This is a genomic window from Chryseobacterium endophyticum, from assembly GCF_056333165.1.
The window spans coordinates 27,055-44,160 of record NZ_JBWGXE010000009.1; the positions used below are offsets into that span (position 1 = coordinate 27,055).

The window sequence follows — 17,106 nt, forward strand, 5'->3', positions numbered from 1 at the left end:
ATTTTTAACGCTTGCCGGTAATTTTATTAAGGTTGACAGGTTTAAATATCGAGATAACGGATCTTATTTTTCTTTACAAACAGGTAATAGAATACGGAAAACATAACGATTCCGATGGCGAGGATGATCCATTCTGAAATATGGAACGCGTCTGAAAAGCTTTCGTTTTTGGTATAGATGATGAGTATGGTGGAGCATAAGTTATTAAAGCCGTGAAGCAACATCGGCAGTAACAGGGATTTCGTTTTGTAATACACGAGTCCCAGCACACATCCTAAAAGTACAGCACCGACCAATTGCCACGGATTTCCATGGACCAGCCCGAAAATAACGGATGCGGTGATGATGGCTTTCCAGGGTTCTACGCCTTTATTCATTAATCCTTTCTGGATGATCCCCCGGAAAACAATTTCCTCAAATATGGGTGCACAGATAACAGCGGTGATGATCATCATCACAGGATTAAAGGTAAGCTGCTCCATCAGCTGGTTGAAGAATTCGTAATACTTTCCGAAGAAAGGCCCGGTCGTCGGGATCTGGGAGGTGATAAATTCTGAGATGAACATCATCCCGATCATCATCGGGAATATGAGCAGATAGGTATAAACGTTGGTAGGAGAAAAGTTGAAGTTTAGTTTTTTGCCGGTCGTTCTTCTTACGATGAGAAAATCAAAGAAAGCGATGGCGGTAAGAAATCCGGATGCGTTGGTAAGCATGAAGAACCAGTCTTTGTACTGCAGGTTTTCTTTGAAGGTAAACATCCAGAAAACATTAAAGAAAGAAACGGCCATTGTGCCGACCATGAGCCCCGCCAAAAGGACAAGCCCTCCTATCCATGTAAATGTAAACTGCGGATATCTGCTGTTTTGCATGTTTTACGTTAAATTTATTTTAACAAAGATAACGGTTTTTGAGAAGTTTATTTTATGCTTTGGATAATGTGAATGGGAAAGAGGTTATTTGTTGTGCGGTACGGAGCCGTAATTTTGTCTTAATCAGAAGGCTAATGATATTTTGTCTAAATATGACGGATTAATTTAAGGGTGATTATTTTTACCGCAAAGGGAGACTAAGGTTTTTTTTTGATCTGCTTTACTGAACATTTTTAAGATAAACAAAGGCGTAAACTTATTGATGTAAGACAAAGTCGGTGATATATTTTGAAATATACCTTTTACACAGTGAAGGTTGTTTTATATTTTTTTTTGAGGATGCTTCATACAGTTTGGCGGATGCCTTATCTATTTTGGAGGACGCCTTATTTACTTTAGCGAATGCCTTATCTACTTTGGAGGATGGCTTATTTACTTTAGCGGATGCCTTATCTATTTTGGAGGATGTCTTATTTACTTTGGACAATGCCTTTTTCACTTTAGCCAAAGCTTTATACACTTTAGACGGTGTCTTATTTACTTTGGACGATGCCTTTATACTTTAGCCAAAGCTTTATACACTTTGGAAGGTGTCATATTTACTTTGGACAATGCCTTTTTCGTTTTAGCCAAAGCCTTATACACTTTGGACGGTGCCTTTTACACTTTAGCCAAAGCTTTATACATTTTGGACGATGTCATATTTACTTTGGACAATGCCTTTTTCGTTTTAGCCAAAGCCTTATACATTTTGGACGGTGTCATATTTACTTTGGCCAATACCTTTTACACTTTAGCCAAAGCCTTATACATTTTGGACGGTGCCTTATTTATTTTGGAGGATATTTTATACAGTGGGGATGCAGATAGTGTTTTTAAAGTGATAAGGTGTGGGGTGTATGAAATTGATTTTCACATTCCATTAAAAATTACGATTTTTGCAACTTCAAAATACGATATGTCAGACTTAATCAAAGAAATAGAGAAAAGAAAAACTTTCGGGATTATTTCCCACCCGGATGCCGGAAAAACGACGCTTACGGAGAAGCTTCTGCTTTTCGGGGGTGCGATCCAGGAAGCGGGTGCGGTAAAATCCAACAAGATAAAAAAGGGGGCGACCTCCGACTTCATGGAAATTGAGAGACAGAGGGGGATCTCGGTGGCCACTTCGGTATTGGCTTTTGAATACAGGGATCACAAAATCAATATCCTGGATACGCCGGGTCACAAGGATTTTGCAGAGGATACATACAGGACTTTAACGGCTGTGGATTCTGTGATCGTGGTGATTGATGTGGCTAAAGGGGTCGAGGAACAGACGGAAAAGCTGGTACAGGTGTGCAGAATGAGAAATATCCCTATGCTTGTTTTCATTAATAAGCTTGACCGTGAGGGGAAGGATGCTTTTGATCTTCTGGACGAGGTGGAACAGAAACTGGGCCTTACGGTTTGTCCGCTTTCTTTGCCGATTGGTATGGGGGCTGATTTCCAGGGGATCTACAATATCTGGGAAAACAACATCCAGTTGTTTTTGGAAGAAAAGAAACAGAAGGTTGGAGACTCTGTTAAATTTGATGACATTAATGATACTTCTATTGATGAGGCCATCGGTGAAAAAGCGGCAGCTACTTTAAGGGAGGAACTGGACCTGGTTCAGTCGGTTTATCCTGAGTTTAGCCGTGAGGATTATATGAAGGGGGATCTTCAGCCGGTATTTTTCGGTTCGGCTTTAAATAATTTCGGGGTTCGTGAATTGCTGGATGCTTTTATCGATATTGCGCCGATGCCACAGCCTAAGGAGAGTGAGACGCGTCTTGTAAAGCCGGAGGAAAGTACTTTCACGGGGTTTGTTTTTAAAATCCACGCGAATATGGACCCGAAGCACAGAGACCGTCTGGCGTTCGTAAAAATTGTTTCGGGTACTTTTAAGAGAAATGAGAATTATCTGCTGGTAAGGGAGGGTAAAAAGATGAAGTTTTCTTCGCCGAATGCTTTTTTTGCGGATAAGAAGGAGGTAGTGGACGAGAGTTTCCCGGGAGATATCGTGGGGCTTCATGATACGGGAAGTTTCCGTATCGGGGATACTTTAACGGGCGGTGAAAAGCTTAGTTTCAAAGGGATTCCTAGTTTCTCTCCTGAGCATTTCAGATATATTAACAATACGGATCCGCTTAAGGCGAAACAACTGGCGAAGGGAATCGATCAGCTGATGGATGAGGGTGTTGCGCAGCTGTTTACGCTTGAGATGAACGGAAGAAAGATCATCGGAACGGTGGGAGCGCTTCAGTACGAGGTGATCCAGTACCGTCTGGAGCACGAATATGGTGCGAAATGTTCTTATGAACCGCTTTCGATGCACAAGGCATGCTGGGTAGAAGCGGATGAGAAGTCGGAAGAGTTTAAGGAGTTTGCAAGGCTGAAGCAACGATTCCTGGCGAGAGACAAATACAACCAACTGGTATTTCTTGCTGATTCTTCTTTTACGATTCACATGACACAGGAGAAGTTCCCGAATGTGAAGCTGCATTTTATCAGTGAGTTCAGGAATGCTTAAATCCGCATACGACATAAATAAAAACCGTTCATTTTGGTGAACGGTTTTTTTATGTTTAGATGTATGGGATAAAGATATTATTCTTTCATCCACTTTACGGTTTTATTGATGTTTTTAGATTTAATATTAACCATATACTCTCCTTTTACTAATTGAGAAAGATTGAAAGTTCCGGTCTTGTCCTGGCTTAAAGTATTATTTGATTTACTGAATACCATTCTGCCGCTTGCGTCATAAATGGTGATATCGTATTTCTCATTTTGATTGATAAATCTGATATTGAGAAGGTCTTTACCCGGGTTCGGGAATACGGCAAACTCATCTTTGGTTCCACCTGTTTCGTTTACCGCCAGCACCTGCGTGATGGTGAAATTCACGGGATTAATATTGAAGAATACATTCCCGACACCTGCTACCATGATTCTGGCCTGGGTGGTACTGACGTTCGGGATGGTAATGGTTTGCGAACCGTCGTTGGGTGTGGAAGCGAGGATGGTGGTAGGATAAGTAAGTCCGCCATCCGTTGAAAGGAGGATACTTACGTTGGCACAGCTTACGGGTGAAGCGGTGGTGTTTGCTACATTCCAGTTAATGGTTTGGGTGGAATTGCCTGTCCAGTTTACTGCTGAAGCAGGTGCGGTAACGGTAAACGGTCCTGAGTTTCCATCGACGGTGATTTTCGCATCATCATTGGCTACGCCGGCGCAACCTGCATTGTTATCTCTTACGGTCAGCCTGAATTCCATGGTTCTTCCGTATGAAGGCAGAATTTCGCCTATTGTTGAGGTATTATTGATGACATTGGTAATCTTCGGAAAATACCGGTAGGGCACGGTGGTGGGTAAAAATGACCTGAACAGCGCGGCATTTCCTGTAGGGGCATTCCAGTTTCCTGCGGGTCCTGTATCATTTTGTTCCCAGCAGTAGGATAATGCATTTCCCTGTGCGTCGGTTGCAGAACCTGTTAACTTGAAGGGTGTACTTTTGGGGATGGTGTAATCATTTCCGGCGTTTACAACGGGAGCTGTATTGGAAACCGGGTTTGTCACCTGGCAGGTTGTCGACTGTACTGTTTGGGTAATGGACTGGAATGAGTTGGTATGGAAAATCGGGATACTGTTATTGGCCAGATCGTTTGTACTTCCGCAGATTCCCGCATAAGCCATAATAGTGACCCCACTCCCCGGCTCTACTGCGTGTGATCCGTCACGATTCCCCTGACAGCTGCCTGTGGTTGCGTTAAAGGTATGGGGACCACCAAACTGATGCCCCACTTCATGCGCGACATAATCGATATCATAAGGATCCCCAACCGGATTTGGCGAGCCGGTAATACCGCTTCCTTTCGATGAGTTGTCACAGATCACTCCAAGACCAGCCAATCCGCCGCCGCCGGTACTGAAGGTATGGCCAACGTCATAATTGGCTGTTCCTATGATGGTATCGATCTGATCCTGGCTTTCATCAATGAGGAGGCCTGCATCATCATTTCCGTCGAAAGGATCTGTATTAGGGTCTGTAAAGATCACTGAGGTCTCATTGGCGACCAATACCAGTCTTACGGCGACTTCCTGTTCGTATACTCCGTTTACCCTGTTTACGGAGGTTACAATAGCTGACAGCGTCTGGGCAACGGTAGGAGAAGACAATCCTGTTGCGGCCTGTGCATATTCTCCGGTACAAGCCACTGCAAAACGGAAAATCCTGATCTGATTTCCTACGCCGGGCGTTACTGTTTTCTGTGCATTCTTATGGACTAATTCCGAAGCGTCTTCTTTTACGCCGCAGGTCCTGGGATTTTTATTGATTAAATCAGCTTTTTTATAGACGATGTAATGGGTGTTATTATTTTTCGCATACGGATCAATATATACATCGCCGGTCACTATTGATTTGATCTGGGCATGAAATCCCATTTCCGTAAAATCGAGTTTTACCGTTGCGTATCTGTCATCGATTCCCTGGCCGGTAAAAGTAACGATCTGTGGGAATTTCTGCGCTAATTCCGGAGCCATCACGGAGGATTTCCAGATCCTGAATCTGGCTTTTGTTCCATCAGGCATTGGCAGGATCATCACCGGTGCGTTTTCTTTGAAATCCTGATCTCCCAATTCCGGAACGGATTTGAAATAATTTTCAGCAGCATTAACATCCAACTGATAGGTAAGAAATCTTTCAGGCTGTACTGTTCTGCTGCGAACATCTGTTCTGATTGATTTTTCATCAACGGACGAAAAAAAATCCTGTGCCTTGCTTACCGAAAAGCTCAGGACGAATAGTCCTAATAAGAGTGTTTTTTTTGTAATCATAGATTGATCATTTAAAGATTGATAAATTATTCTCTGATGATAAGGACTGCTCATTTATTTAAGTATTGTACATTCTTTTAAATACATGAAAACATCCCTGATCTCCACTGTAAATATAATAAAAATCATGTTCAAAATAATCAATAAGCCTCTAATTACAAGAAACTTACACAAAACAATATTTTATCTATCAATATATTGATTTTAAAGAAAAAAATACATGGTTTTATGATTAGAAAAGAAAAATAGTTATGTACAGGAATACTTGTCAGGTTCTTTATTGTAAAATAATGCCTGCGCGAAATTATTTTTTTGTAAAACGCTTGTAAAATAATTATAACCAATTCGTTTTTAAAATCTTATCATTTTACGAGTTGAATACATCTCCTTTACAATCTTTACAAGAATGGCAGTCCTAATTTTACCTCAACGAAAAAAATTAATGTTATGAAAAAATTCATCTTACTTGTTGCCGTATCAGGAACATTCATTATGTGTAAAAAGGGAGAATCCACTGTATCAAGGTTTGAAGACAGCGTAAAGTCGGCCGACAGTACTATTTCCGATGCTTCTGAAAAAATAAATAACCTCAATGACGAAGCTAAGGCTTCACTGGATTCCGCTCATTTAAAAATCAGGGATTTTCAGGAGACAGGAAATGATTTAAAAAAAGACATGGAGAGCACTTCTGAAATCGTGGATTCGCTGTCTGAAAAAATATCATCGGTAAAGCTGGAATCGAAAACCGGAAAGAAAGATTCTGTAAAGAAAGAGGAAAAGATTATCGTAAACGTTCAGGCCCCAAAAGTGATCCGGGAAACAAAAGTGGTTTATAAAAATCAACCGAAAAAGAAGAATGACGAACTGAATGCCCAAACCGACAGACTTATGAAAAAGGGAACCCTTGACCTAACCGTAGATGATGCCGAAACAGCGAAGGAAATCGTAAAGGAAGAGGTGACCAAGTACGATGGATTTATCAGAAGCGAAAATATATCGCTGCAAAATGATGATAAAAAGACCGCTTACCTGAAGGTAAAGGTTCCGATTCAGAAATTTGATTACCTGATGTCTGATCTGAGTTATAATCTGGGTAAAGTTGAGAATAAAAGCATTGAGGTATCAGGAATACATGCGGTTGAAAATACGCTCTGTGAAATTGACATCACATTGTACGGGCAGGAAGGTGAAGTGGTGACCGATAAAGATCATGAAACTTTCGGCGATAAATCTTTTGCTGCGGTTTCTTCAGGATGGAATGTTATTACTTCTCTTTTTCTCTTTATTCTTCCGCTCTGGCCACTGTTTGTGATCGCAGGTATCGGTTATTATTTTTATAAAAAGAGAAATTCTTCCGACAAACATTCATCATAATGACAATATTTTAATAATATTTTAATGAAATTTCCGTTTTTCCAGCATATGTTATTCTTAATTTTACATTATAAATTTGAATTAACGATTTAACTTTAGTTAAAGAATTTAATCAAACAAGTGTTAAAACAACATATTATTAATATTTTGTGGTTCGTGTGAAAGTAAAAAGGCTCCCATTTCTGAGAGCCTTTTACTATTTCAAATATAATAAGCCATTATTTGGCAATGCTTCTTGAGATCACGATCTTCTGAATTTCGGAAGTTCCTTCATAGATCTGAGTGATTTTTGCATCTCTCATTAATCTTTCCACATGATATTCTTTCACATATCCGTATCCTCCATGAATCTGTACCGCTTCGATCGTCGTATCCATGGCTACCTGAGAGGCGTATAATTTTGCCATAGCGCCGCTTTCGGAGATATCTTTACCGGCATCCTTCTCTACTGCGGCTTTGAAGCAAAGCATTCTTGCTGCCGTGATCTGGGTTGCCATATCAGCCAGTTTGAAGGCGATTGCCTGGTGGTTGATGATTTCTGTTTTGAAAGCCTTTCTGGTTTTTGCGTATTTCAGTGCCATTTCATAAGCACCTGCAGCAATTCCTAAAGCCTGGGAAGCAATACCGATTCTTCCTCCGTTCAATACAGCCATCGCAAAATTGAATCCGAAACCATCTTCACCGATTCTGTTTTCCTTAGGAATTTTTACATTGTTGAAGATCAAAGAATGCGTGTCACTTCCTCTGATTCCCAATTTGTCTTCTTTTGGCCCGATTTCAAATCCTTCCCATCCTCTTTCAACGATGAATGCATTGATTCCTTTATGTTTTTTCTCAGGGTCGGTCTGAGCGATAACAATATAATAAGAAGCTGTACCTCCGTTGGTGATCCAGTTTTTAATTCCGTTCAGCAAATAATAGTCTCCTTTATCTTCTGCTGTTGTTTTCTGTGAAGTGGCATCGGAACCGGCTTCAGGCTCGGAAAGGGCAAATGCCCCGATTACCTGACCGCTGGCAAGAGGGGTAAGATATTTCACTTTCTGCTCTTCGGAAGCGAATTTTTCAAGACCTGCACATACCAGGGAGTTGTTTACAGACATTACCACCGCTGCAGAGGCATCGATTTTTGCAATCTCCTCCATCGCCAAAACATAAGAAACGCTGTCCATCCCTGCGCCGCCGTATTTAGGGTCTACCATCATACCCAGAAGCCCCATTTCACCCATTTTCTTTACCTGTTCCGTAGGGAATTTCTGGTCGCGGTCTCTCTCGATTACTCCAGGTAATAATTCGTTCTGTGCAAAATCCCTGGCTGCCTGCTGAATCATCAGCTGTTCTTCCGATAAATTAAAGTCCATAAAAATTGAATAATTAGATGGTCGCTAATTTACACTTTTTGGGCAAATCTGAAAACAGAATTAAAACTTAGTCGTTATCTTCTGAAAGCCAATTATTAAACACATTTCACCAAACCGTTTTATTTACTAAATTATCATCAGTAAATTCCATATAAATTCCATTACATTTCAATTATACATGCCATACATGCTATTAATTGTTAATTTAAAATTCAAAATTTCGCCAGTTAAAAAAAATGCTTATATTTAAAATCCTTTAACTACTTACTTTTAAATCATGACCATCAAACGATTATTCGATATACCACATTATGCTTTAGCGAACTATCCCAAAACGGATATGTTTGTCACGAAATACCAGGGAGAATGGAAAAAGACCTCTACCCAGGAATTCATCAACGAAGCGAATAAAATTTCGCGCGGACTTTTAAAACTGGGGATCAAGCCCGGCGATAAAATTGCGCTCATCACCACAAATTCACGTACCGAATGGGCTATCATGGATCTTGGACTCTCCCAGATCGGAGTGGTTTCGGTGCCTGTATATCCGAGTATTTCTCCTGAAGATTATGAATTTATCTTTACCAATGCAGAAATCAAATATTGCTTTTTGTCTGATAAGGATCTTTTGGATAAAGTGGTTAAAGTGAAGCACAACATCCCTTCGTTACAGGGAGTTTTCACTTTCGAAAACATCACCGGGGCCGCCAACTGGAAAGAAGTTTTGGATCTCGGTGAAGACGATTCTACCCAGATAGAAGTAGAAGATCTTTCGAACACCATTAATTCGGAGGACCTGGCGACTATTATTTACACTTCCGGAACTACGGGAAGACCTAAAGGGGTTATGCTTACCCACCACAATATTGTGTCGAATGTTTTGGGTTCAATTCCAAGAATTCCGAAAAAGAAAAATCTCGATTATAAAGACACAAGGGTTCTGAGTTTTTTACCTATCTGCCATATTTTTGAAAGAATGCTGTTTTACCTTTTCCAGTACAACGGGTTTTCCATTTATTTTGCAGAAAGCATTGATAAAATGGGAGAAAATGTGAAGGATGTAAAACCTCACTATATGAGCGTCGTTCCCAGGCTTGTGGAAAAAGTGTATGATAAAATCTATACGACGGGATCGTCTGCGGGCGGCCTGAAGCAGAAAATATTCTTCTGGGCACTCAACCTTATCTCTAAAAAGAAAACGATCTCCAAACCTTCAGGATTACAGGAAATCATTGCCGACAAGCTTGTTTTCAAGAAATGGCGTGAAGGTCTTGGCGGTGAGATCATCACCTTGGTTTCCGGCTCGGCAGCTTTGTCGACAAGGCTCAACCTAATGTTTCAGAATGCGGGAATTCCTATTCTGGAAGGCTATGGCCTCACGGAAACGTCACCGGTTATTTCAGTAAATGCCTTCGGAAAGATGAAAATCGGAACGGTGGGTCTGCCATTGGACAATGTTCAGGTAAAAATCCAGGAAGACGGAGAAATTACAGTGAAAGGGCCTTCTATTTTTAAGGGTTATTTTAAAAATGACGAAATGACGAAAGAAGTCTTCACAGAAGACGGCTACTTCAAAACCGGTGATATAGGCCATATCGACAGCGACGGATTCCTTCAGATCACCGACCGTAAAAAAGAAATGTTCAAAACTTCCGGTGGAAAATACATCGCTCCGCAAACCATTGAAAACCTGGCAAAAGCTTCCAAATTCATTGAACAAATCATGGTGGTCGGCGATGGCGAAAAAATGCCGACTGCACTTGTACAGCCTGATTTTGAGTTTGCCAAAAGCTGGGCCATGAGAAACAACCTGAATATCGGATCCACTCCCCAGGAAATTGCCAAAAGTAAAGAACTGAAGGAAAGAATTGAAAAAGAGATTGAAAATACCAATGAACATTTAGGGAATTGGGAAAAGATCAAGAAAATCGAGCTTACCCCTGAAATCTGGAGTATTGAAACCGGGCTTCTGACACCCACCCTAAAGCTGAAAAGAAAGGCTATTAAAGAGAAGTTTATTGATCTGTATAATAAGATGTATGATCATCATGAATAAATAGAACCGCCTTTTTTGAAGGCGGTTTTATTTATTCATCACTAATTTCTAAAGGATTTGCGTATTTTTTGTTTTCTTCCATTTCCTTTTCTCTTTGTCGTATCATTTCCTGTCCTTTAACAATAGTAGCTCCATAATTTGAAAGTACTCCTGCTGCATTGGCATCTGCATTTCTCTGGGCCTGTTTTAATTTAACCTGTGTTGTTTCTATAGCTCCCTTATATCTGCTTTCTCTTATATTGATGAATTCACCTCTCAATTTTGAGACGGGTAGCGACTTTATCAATTCAAAATCATAATCTCCTTTATCATCTGTTACTTTAACGATTAATCCTGGTAAATCACTAAATTTCATAGGACCATAAGGCAAAGGAATTTCAGGAGCATACCATGCAGTCCAATTTCTTCCTTTAAACCTTAATTCTGCTTTTTTACAGATAACAGTACTGATTACTTTGGTCTCATCAACAAGTTTCCAATTCTTTATTACAGGTTCTTTATAAGTAAATAAAGACGTTCCAGCTGAATCAAAATATTGTACATTTTCACTTGTTTGTATGATAGTAAAGTTAAAATTTGTTTTCGGAATTACTACTCCTGCTTTCCAGCCAAGAATAATGCTTCCATCTGTATTATTTGATGTTATTCCTGCACTTGTCATTACGGAGTCGCCCTTGAGAGATATAACACTTGTGAAAAATGCGCGATTATCTCCTATTTTTAATAAAAATTCTTCTTCGTATCGGTAATCAGTTCGTGTATCGAATTTAGCTTTTAATCGATAAGTGAACTCACCACGCAATGTATCCTGTTTGTTTGATTGTGCGTAAGATAAAGCACAATAAAATATAGTTAATAGTTTTAGCAGTTTTTTGTGATAATGCATAGAAGATATTTTTATAAAAAAATTGCACTTACAATAGATTCTCTTCATTATAAGTGCATAAATTTAAATAATTAAGCTAAATTAGTACTAGGACCGCTATGCGTAGCTGGCTTGCAGTAATTTTGTTCAAGCTTGATGAGCCATTCATTTGCTTGCTCTGCTGTCCAATCCTGAGTAGTTGTAGCAATTACACCACAAGAAGTTTCAGCATACCATACCTGACCTGCTTTAACTGATTTAAGATTTTCACGAGTTAGTTTTTTAAAATTTTTCACTATTAAATAATTTTATATTTCACCTACTTATTTTGCTAAAATTTCAGCAAAGAAATTCTGACTTTCCTTTCGGAGGTAGGTTTTCGGCTTTATTCCTACCTTTCTGTTGCAACATATTTTTTAACATGAATCAATAATCAAATATTAATTCAACTTATTATTAATTAATAGTAAAAACAGCTTTTTGAAAGTAAGTTCTTGTGTTTTTCGGTAGTAAATATATATAGAAATAAAATGCTAAAAACAACAATTCTTCATATTGAGAATTGCATTCCGTACTTTATAACTTTTTAACTTTATTAATTAAGCCAACATTGATTATGAGTTAAAAATATTAATTTATAAAAAACTCGAATACAAAAAAAGCTGCCTCGATTGAAGCAGCTTTCGTATTTTTTAAATTGTAATCGGTATTAAAACTTGATTACCGATTTCATTTTTTCGTTTTCTTCCATGACCAATTCGTCGTCTACAAGGATTTTCCCAGAATGCTCATCGATAATGATTTTCTTTCTCTGGGCGATTTCCATCTGCTTCTGAGGCGGAATTGTGAAGAATGATCCTTTCGGAGCTCCTCTTTCCAATCCTACGACAGCAAGACCGTTTGGTGAATTTGTTCTGATTCTGTTATAAGAAGCCAATAATCTTTCATCGATTTTTGCAGCAAATTCTTTAGACTGCTCGATTAAATATTCTTCTTCTTTCTGAGTTTCAGAAACCAGGCCTTCCAATTCTTCTTTTTTGAATTTAAGGTGATTTCTAAGATCATTGATTTTTCCGTTCAGCTCGTCCAGTGTTTCGTTTTTGTGCCCGATCTTGGCCCCGAATTCTTTGATTCTCTTTTCAGCAAGCTGAATTTCAAGCTCCTGATATTCAATCTCTTTCCCTAATGCTTCAAACTCTTTATTGTTTCTTACATTATCCTGCTGAGATCTGTATTTTTCAATTAAAGTTTTTGCATGGTTGATCACTTCATGCTTCGTTTTGATCTGGTCGTCCTGATCTTTGATTTCTGCATGAAATTTTTCAGCTCTTTTTTCAAGACCTTCGATTTCAATTTCAAGATCCTCTACTTCGATTGGCAATTCTCCTCTTGTATTTCGGATTTCGTCCAATCTAGAATCAATGATCTGCAAATCGTATAAAGCTCTTAACTTCTCTTCAACTGAAATATCGTTGGTTTTTGCCATATTTTAAATGAAATAATTTACCGGGTTCGTTTTCTCAATAGATTTTGAGATTGCAAATGTACTAAATTTTTGTGACAAAATTTCAAATAATTGTTGAGTCACAAATTGTTCTGATTCGAAATGCCCTATATCACAGATCATCATTTTGGATTCAGCCAGGAAAAAATCGTGATACTTGACATCGCCGGTGAGATAAGCATCACATTTTTTGGAAATTGCAGATTTTATTCCGCTGGCTCCCGAGCCGCCTAAAACACCTACCCTTTTTATTTTTCTGCCATTAAAATCAGAATGTCTGATGACTTCAAGATTGAATTTTTCTTTTACGAATTTCAGGAAATCTTTTTCATCCATCGGTTCCTCAAAGTCTCCGTACATTCCAAGACCGGCATACTGATTGGCATTGTCCAGGCTGTAGATCTGGTGCGCCACTTCTTCATAAGGATGTGCAGATTTCATAGCGGCTACGACCTGTCCCTGCTTATATCCTTCAAAGATCACAGAAATCATGTCTTCATCTGCGTTTTCGCGGATATTCTGCTGGCCGGAGAAAGGCTCCGAACCTTCTTTAGGCCGGAACGTGCCATTGCCGTTTACCGTGAAACTACATTCGTCATAGAAACCAATACTTCCGGCTCCGGCGGCAAAAAGTGATTCCTTTACTTTCCCGGAATAGTCTTTTGGGACAAATACCGTCAGCTGTTTCAGATCATTCTTTTTAGGCTGAAGAATTTTAAGGTTCTTAAGTCCGAGCTGCTGACAGATTCCGGCATTTACTCCAAAAAAATCATTATCAAAAGCAGTGTGAATCGCGTAAATAGCCACTTTGTTTTCTATAGCTTTTATAACCGCTTTTTCCACGTAATTTTTCCCGGTTAAAGATTTTAAGCCTGAAAAGATAATCGGGTGAAAACATACAATCAGATTACAGTTTTTTAAAATCGCTTCATCGACCACTTTTTCAAGAGCATCGTGACAAACCAGTATTCCACTTACATCGCGGTCGTACGATCCGCACAGCAATCCTACATTATCAAAATCTTCCGCCAGTTGCAGCGGAATACGTTTTTCTATCCTGGAAATGACGTCTCTAATTTTCATTTTATTCTGTATGTTTGTCACGAAAATAAGGATAATTTGTTATATTTAAAAAAACATTAGAATGGACAGAGAGCATAATCTTGTTCCGGAAGACGCATGGTGGAAGCGATATCTCTACAGAATCATTTACCGTTCAGATACAAAGCTCGGGAAGCTGTTCGACATCACCCTGCTGTCCCTTATCCTTATCAGTACGGCTATTATCATGATGGAAAGCATACCAAGGCTTGACAAGAGGTTTCACTATACTTTTATTATTCTGGAATGGATCATTTCCATCTTTTTTTCAGCAGAATATATTTCAAGAATTGCAGTGGTAAAAAACAAACGTCATTATATTTTCAGTTTTTTCGGGATCATTGATTTCCTGGCGCTGATTCCGTTTTACCTGAGTTTTATCTTTCCTGTCACAAAATACTTTTTAATTTTCAGGATGCTGAGAATGCTGAGGGTTTTCAGGGTTTTCAACCTTATGGATTTCATGAACGACGGCACCGTGATTGTGCGGGCATTAAAAAACAGTTCGAGAAAAATTTATATTTTCCTTTTATTTTTAATTATTTTTTCGGTAATCGTTGGCTCGCTGATGTTTATGGTGGAAGGCGGCAGGCCGGGTTTTGAAACGATTCCGCAGTCGATCTACTGGGCTGTGGTAACGGTGACTACCGTTGGTTATGGTGACGTTTCTCCGATTACGCCCATGGGAAAATTTTTCGCTGTTGTTTTAATGCTGGCGGGTTATTCCATCATTGCGGTTCCTACAGGAATCGTAACTGCCGAGATGCGCAACAAGAGACAAAATCTGGAAAAAATATGTGACCGATGCGGAAATGAAGATATTGATGACGATGCACGATATTGCAAGCAGTGTGGCAAGAAATTGGCTTAGTGTAAATAATAATCATCTATTAACAAATACTCAACATCATGGAACCAAAAAAGAAGAACAAACCCAATAATTTAGTAATCATATTATTTTCTTTAATTGTACTAATGGTTGTCATTTATTTTATTCTTGTTACGTTTTTTCCGGCAGTCTTTGAAAGCCTGAATAGGGGAGATTTACAACCCGTTCCTGCAGACAAATAGCATTATTACAACTTATTTAACTAAAAAAGGCGATCTTAAAAAGACCGCCTTTCATTTTAGTATTATTTACAATTATTTTTTGATTGTTTTTACGGTTTGTTTTGAACCGTCTTTCATTGTAAGTGTCAATAAATACATTCCCTGTCTCAATTCTCCTAAGTTAATTGAAGCTCCCGGGTTATCAATCACTTTCAGCAGTCTTCCTGAAACATCAGAAACGGAAACCGATTTTACGTTTCCAGCATCGGCTATATTTACTACATCTGTGAAAGGATTCGGATATACTTTAATAGTTTTCTTTTCAGATTTTACATCAGAAGTCCCTAACGTACCTTTTGTAATATCAATTGTGAAAACACCTTCAGGCTGATCATCAAAGCCACTGTAATGACCCACGTTCACATAATAAGTATTTCCGGCTAATGTAGGAACAGAGAGCGTTTCAGTACCACCCGCAAATCCATTATCTACAGTATCTTCGCATGATAAAGCAGAGCATACGCCACTGTACACCCCAATCTGAGGATCAAAATTGCTTCCAGCCGGCATTGTAACCGTAATGTTATAGGTATCGCCATCACCAACGAAAGTAAACCATGCTCCATCATTCATACCATTACTGCATACATCTACAATACCCGCGTTATTTGTAATTCCCTCAGCATCTGTCTGCTGATAAGTATATGGGAAAACCGTAACAGGAAGAGCTCCTGCGCAGTCATCATTTGCAGGCGGCGGCGGATAAGTACCTACACAGATATCAAAAGCCTGATGAGCATCTGCCCCGCCGTAGCTATACACTCTTACGAGATAAGTTTCACCCGGTGTAAGATCTGTAACCTCATTCGAACTGTCGTATGAACATAAGATACTTGATAAGGCTCCACATCCTCCGCTGAATACCTGAAAATATGTTTCGTTATTACTTGTGTCGGTTCCTATACCCTGAATATTTAAAAGTGATATTTTATGTCTTGTCTGTGTAGCAACAAAGCTAAACCAAACATCATCATCAGGATTTCCATAACAAGGATCAGGATCTGTTCCCGAGTCGGTAGCACCTAGCGTATATCCAGGAGTTACCGTACCGCAGCTCAAATCAGGATTTACCGTTAAAGCAACTGCTGTTGCACACTCATCATTGGTCGGCAATGGCGGTGCAGAGGTAAACATTATTTCTGAACATCCTGAAGATTCCCCCCCTGCACCTACAGCCACAACTTTAAGGTAAAGATTGGTGTTAGAAGGAAACGGAGTTGACGGTGTATAACTGTTTGTGGTTACGGAAACTGCGTTCGCAATATCGGTGCCACCGGAAGTTGTGCCAATATAAACTTTATAACTTGTCGCTCCCGGAGCAGTATTCCAGTTGATCGTACCTAACAAAGGAAAGTAAGCAGAATTATTTCCAGGATAAGTAATAACAGGACAATTAGGAATAGGACTCAATGTCAAACCTTCCAATGTGATTACAGATTTATAATTCTGGAGATTACCATCAGGAGGAGAAGTCGGATCCGGATTGTCATTGTCATTTCTAAAGGTAAGAGTAGAATTTGGCATTCCGGTATATACATACATCGCTTCATCAAAATCATTAAAATCGTATCCCGGAGAATTTTCTTCTGCTGCCACCACCAGATTATCCACATTATTGTACGGGAAAGGTGTAGCAAAAGTAATTTCAATGACACCATTAGCATTGGTTACAGTTCCCGAAAACACCTGTGTAAGCTGTGAAGCCGGAATCCAGTCTGAATCTGAAGTAAAGTCTGTTTTTGAAGTCTGTCCAAGATATACCACCCACTCTGCCGAATTTTCAATTGACATTGAAGGATCCAGGTAGAATTTCAGTCCTGTAATATTACCGGCTGCATTCGCATTAATTTCCTGTTTGGTGTAAATCTGCTGTGTATACGAATAGCCGTAATAAGTACTGATCGGAGCTATTCCGACATCTGTGCTGCCTTCACCCAAAGTTATTTGTGCGTGAAGCATCATACTTAAAAACAATAAGCATGAGAGTAGAAATTTTGTCATAA

13 protein-coding genes are annotated in these 17,106 nt (G+C 39.3%); 5 read left to right on the forward strand and 8 right to left on the reverse strand.

Annotated elements, in window-relative coordinates; translation table 11 throughout:
• Nucleotides 1-41 precede the first annotated feature (41 nt).
• Entirely contained in the window at nt 42-872 is an 831-nt protein-coding gene (locus AC0N32_RS17185) for a lysostaphin resistance A-like protein (protein ID WP_476395070.1), read from the reverse strand.
• Between the two features lie 374 nt (nt 873-1,246).
• Between AC0N32_RS17185 and AC0N32_RS17190 the strand changes: the two genes are divergently transcribed.
• On the forward strand, nt 1,247-1,438 hold the full coding sequence (locus tag AC0N32_RS17190) for a hypothetical protein (protein WP_476395071.1): 192 nt from the start codon (nt 1,247-1,249) through the stop codon (nt 1,436-1,438).
• A 392-nt stretch (nt 1,439-1,830) separates the two neighbouring features.
• Nucleotides 1,831-3,426, forward strand: coding sequence for a peptide chain release factor 3 (locus AC0N32_RS17195; protein ID WP_476395222.1), 1,596 nt, complete (start codon nt 1,831-1,833; stop codon nt 3,424-3,426).
• A 77-nt stretch (nt 3,427-3,503) separates the two neighbouring features.
• Here AC0N32_RS17195 and AC0N32_RS17200 read toward each other — a convergent pair whose 3' ends face one another.
• Nucleotides 3,504-5,735 (reverse strand): reprolysin-like metallopeptidase, encoded by a 2,232-nt coding sequence (locus AC0N32_RS17200; protein WP_476395072.1) that lies wholly within the window; start codon nt 5,733-5,735, stop codon nt 3,504-3,506.
• Nucleotides 5,736-6,182: 447 nt separating this feature from the next.
• Here AC0N32_RS17200 and AC0N32_RS17205 point away from each other — a divergent pair, with 447 nt between their 5' ends.
• Nucleotides 6,183-7,109, forward strand: coding sequence for a DUF4349 domain-containing protein (locus AC0N32_RS17205; protein ID WP_476395073.1), 927 nt, complete (start codon nt 6,183-6,185; stop codon nt 7,107-7,109).
• 218 nt (nt 7,110-7,327) lie between these two features.
• Here AC0N32_RS17205 and AC0N32_RS17210 read toward each other — a convergent pair whose 3' ends face one another.
• Nucleotides 7,328-8,467: an acyl-CoA dehydrogenase gene (locus AC0N32_RS17210; protein ID WP_476395074.1), complete on the reverse strand. Its 1,140-nt coding sequence runs from the start codon at nt 8,465-8,467 to the stop codon at nt 7,328-7,330.
• Nucleotides 8,468-8,744: 277 nt separating this feature from the next.
• On the opposite strand from AC0N32_RS17210, the gene AC0N32_RS17215 reads away from it, so the two are divergent.
• Nucleotides 8,745-10,523, forward strand: a complete 1,779-nt coding sequence (locus AC0N32_RS17215; protein WP_476395075.1) for an AMP-dependent synthetase/ligase — start codon at nt 8,745-8,747, stop codon at nt 10,521-10,523.
• Nucleotides 10,524-10,554: 31 nt separating this feature from the next.
• On the opposite strand, the gene AC0N32_RS17220 is transcribed toward AC0N32_RS17215, so the two are convergent.
• The 4 genes from AC0N32_RS17220 to AC0N32_RS17235 all read right to left on the reverse strand — a co-directional run bounded on the left by AC0N32_RS17220 (nt 10,555) and on the right by AC0N32_RS17235 (nt 13,975).
• A complete protein-coding gene (locus AC0N32_RS17220; RefSeq protein WP_476395076.1) occupies nt 10,555-11,409 on the reverse strand; it encodes a GLPGLI family protein in 855 nt (284 codons plus the stop codon).
• Nucleotides 11,410-11,480: 71 nt separating this feature from the next.
• A complete protein-coding gene (locus AC0N32_RS17225) occupies nt 11,481-11,684 on the reverse strand; it encodes a bacteriocin-like protein (protein WP_476395077.1) in 204 nt (67 codons plus the stop codon).
• A gap of 413 nt (nt 11,685-12,097) precedes the next feature.
• Nucleotides 12,098-12,874 (reverse strand): zinc ribbon domain-containing protein, encoded by a 777-nt coding sequence (locus AC0N32_RS17230; protein ID WP_476395078.1) that lies wholly within the window; start codon nt 12,872-12,874, stop codon nt 12,098-12,100.
• A gap of 3 nt (nt 12,875-12,877) precedes the next feature.
• Nucleotides 12,878-13,975 (reverse strand): Nif3-like dinuclear metal center hexameric protein, encoded by a 1,098-nt coding sequence (locus AC0N32_RS17235; RefSeq protein WP_476395079.1) that lies wholly within the window; start codon nt 13,973-13,975, stop codon nt 12,878-12,880.
• 61 nt (nt 13,976-14,036) lie between these two features.
• Here AC0N32_RS17235 and AC0N32_RS17240 point away from each other — a divergent pair, with 61 nt between their 5' ends.
• On the forward strand, nt 14,037-14,864 hold the full coding sequence (locus tag AC0N32_RS17240; RefSeq protein WP_476395080.1) for an ion transporter: 828 nt from the start codon (nt 14,037-14,039) through the stop codon (nt 14,862-14,864).
• Between the two features lie 272 nt (nt 14,865-15,136).
• Here the strand turns inward: AC0N32_RS17240 and AC0N32_RS17245 are convergent, their stop codons facing one another.
• Nucleotides 15,137-17,104 carry a T9SS type A sorting domain-containing protein gene (locus AC0N32_RS17245; protein ID WP_476395081.1) on the reverse strand — a complete coding sequence of 656 codons (1,968 nt, stop codon included), beginning with the start codon at nt 17,102-17,104 and terminating at the stop codon, nt 15,137-15,139.
• Nucleotides 17,105-17,106: the final 2 nt, after the last annotated feature.

What these genes read in the sequence shown, in the direction of transcription:
- AC0N32_RS17185 (WP_476395070.1), bottom strand. Translation starts at nt 872, where the DNA reads ATGCAAAACAGCAGATATCCGCAGTTTACATTTACATGGATAGGAGGG.
- AC0N32_RS17195 (WP_476395222.1), top strand. Translation starts at nt 1,831, where the DNA reads ATGTCAGACTTAATCAAAGAAATAGAGAAAAGAAAAACTTTCGGGATT.
- AC0N32_RS17200 (WP_476395072.1), bottom strand. Translation starts at nt 5,735, where the DNA reads ATGATTACAAAAAAAACACTCTTATTAGGACTATTCGTCCTGAGCTTT.
- AC0N32_RS17205 (WP_476395073.1), top strand. Translation starts at nt 6,183, where the DNA reads ATGAAAAAATTCATCTTACTTGTTGCCGTATCAGGAACATTCATTATG.
- AC0N32_RS17210 (WP_476395074.1), bottom strand. Translation starts at nt 8,467, where the DNA reads ATGGACTTTAATTTATCGGAAGAACAGCTGATGATTCAGCAGGCAGCC.
- AC0N32_RS17215 (WP_476395075.1), top strand. Translation starts at nt 8,745, where the DNA reads ATGACCATCAAACGATTATTCGATATACCACATTATGCTTTAGCGAAC.
- AC0N32_RS17220 (WP_476395076.1), bottom strand. Translation starts at nt 11,409, where the DNA reads ATGCATTATCACAAAAAACTGCTAAAACTATTAACTATATTTTATTGT.
- AC0N32_RS17230 (WP_476395078.1), bottom strand. Translation starts at nt 12,874, where the DNA reads ATGGCAAAAACCAACGATATTTCAGTTGAAGAGAAGTTAAGAGCTTTA.
- AC0N32_RS17235 (WP_476395079.1), bottom strand. Translation starts at nt 13,975, where the DNA reads ATGAAAATTAGAGACGTCATTTCCAGGATAGAAAAACGTATTCCGCTG.
- AC0N32_RS17240 (WP_476395080.1), top strand. Translation starts at nt 14,037, where the DNA reads ATGGACAGAGAGCATAATCTTGTTCCGGAAGACGCATGGTGGAAGCGA.
- AC0N32_RS17245 (WP_476395081.1), bottom strand. Translation starts at nt 17,104, where the DNA reads ATGACAAAATTTCTACTCTCATGCTTATTGTTTTTAAGTATGATGCTT.